The 1840-nt window shown below is 66.8% G+C and carries 2 protein-coding genes; both read left to right on the top strand.

Annotated features, from left to right (window positions below; all coding sequences use genetic code 11):
* A partial coding sequence (locus JHD07_RS38940) for a Sir2 family NAD-dependent protein deacetylase (protein ID WP_291631881.1) occupies positions 1–299 on the top strand: 299 nt, incomplete at its 5' end.
* A 141-nt stretch (positions 300–440) separates the two neighbouring features.
* Positions 441–1840, top strand: a 1400-nt coding sequence (locus JHD07_RS38935) for a hydantoinase/oxoprolinase family protein (protein WP_291631879.1), incomplete at its 3' end; no start/stop codon positions are given.

The following is a 1840-nucleotide window of genomic DNA, read 5'->3' as shown; positions in this document are numbered from 1 at the left end:
CCTTCGAGGTGCCCTCATGCGACGCCTGCGGCGGCATCCTCAAGCCCGACGTCGTGTTCTTCGGCGAGAACGTGCCGCGCGACGTGGTGGCGACGGCGAAGGATCACTTGGCGCAGGCCGATGCCATGCTGGTCGTCGGTTCGTCCTTGATGGTCTATTCCGGCTTCCGTTTCGTGCAGGCGGCTGCGCAGCGCAACATTCCGATCGCCGCCGTCAATCTCGGACGCACCCGCGCCGACGATCTCCTGGCGCTGAAAGTCGAGGAGCGCTGCGAAACGGCGCTTGCATTCCTGCTCTGATCGCGCCGGCGGCGAACACGCCTTGCCTATTGCATAGGTGCCGCGCAAAATAGCCGGGCACAGCGCTGCAGGCATGCCTCATGGCACGGGAATTGCTGCGCTTTTGGACCCAGTCTTGACGATCAGCACGGAGAATTTGGAATGCTTGAGGGAGCCGAGGTACGGCTTGCCGTCGATATCGGTGGCACGTTCACCGACATCGTGCTGGACGTGGGGCAGGACCGCAAAACCCGCAAGGTGCTGACGACGCCGCAGCGGCCCGAGCAGGCCGTGCTCGACGGCATGCGCCTCATTCTCACGGACGCGCGTGCTCATATCAGCGACATCGATGTCTTCATTCACGGCACGACGCTCGCGACCAACGCCATCATCGAGCGCCGGGGCGCCAAGACGGCCCTGATCGCGACCGAAGGCTTTCGCGACGTGCTCGATATCGGCACCGAAAGCCGTTACGACCAATATGATCTCGGCATCGACAAGCCGAAGCCGCTGGCACCGCGCAGTCTCCGCTTCACCGTGCCCGAGCGCATCGACGCGCACGGCGCCGTTCGCCTCCCGCTGGACGAAGCCTCTGTGCGCGCGCTCGCGCCGAAATTGCGCGAGCTCGGTGTCGAGAGCGTCGCCATCGCCTTCCTGCATTCCTATGCCAATCCAGAGCACGAGCGCCGCGCGGCCGCGATCATCAGCGAGGAGATGCCTGGCATCTCGGTGACAGCGTCGTCGGCCGTGTGTCCGGAGATCCGTGAATACGAGCGCACCTCGACGGCGGTTGCGAATGCCTATGTGCAGCCGCTGATCGACGGCTATCTCGCCCGCATGGCCGATGCCTTGCAGGTCGAGCAGTTTCGCGGCGCCATCTACCTCGTCACGTCAGGCGGCGGCGTCACCTCGATCGAGACCGCGCGTCGCTTTCCGGTGCGTCTCGTCGAATCCGGTCCCGCCGGCGGCGCGATCTTCGCGGCCCAGATCGCAGCGCGGCTCGGCGAGAGCAAGGTGCTGTCCTTCGACATGGGCGGCACCACGGCAAAGATCTGCCTCATCGAAAAATACCAGCCCGAGACCTCGCGCGTGTTCGAGGTCGATCGCGCCGCGCGCTTCCTGAAAGGCTCCGGCCTGCCGGTGCGCATTCCCGTGATCGAGATGGTCGAGATCGGCGCCGGCGGCGGCTCGATCGCGCATGTCGACGCCATGAAGCGCGTCACCGTCGGCCCGGAGAGCGCCTCCTCGGAGCCTGGACCCGCCTGCTACGGCCGTGGCGGTCAGCGTCCCGCGGTGACCGATGCGGACGTCGCGCTCGGCATGATCGACCCCGACGCGTTCGCGGCCGGCACCATCAAGCTCGATCCGGAGCTGTCGAAGCAGGCCCTGCTGCGCGATGTCGGTGCGCCGCTTGGCCTGTCCGCGGAAACCGCGGCCTATGCCGTGCACGAGGTCGTCTGCGAGAACATGGCGAGCGCGGCGCGCGTGCATGCGGTCGAGCGCGGCGCGGTCGTGGCCGAGCATACGCTGATCGCGTTCGGCGGGGCCGCGCCCCTGCATGC

The sequence above is a fragment of the Bradyrhizobium sp. genome (genome assembly GCF_016462955.1).
Classification (GTDB): Bacteria; Pseudomonadota; Alphaproteobacteria; order Rhizobiales; family Xanthobacteraceae; genus Bradyrhizobium.
Note: the sequence above shows the minus strand (reverse complement) of the source record. Positions and strands in the feature narration are given on the sequence as shown.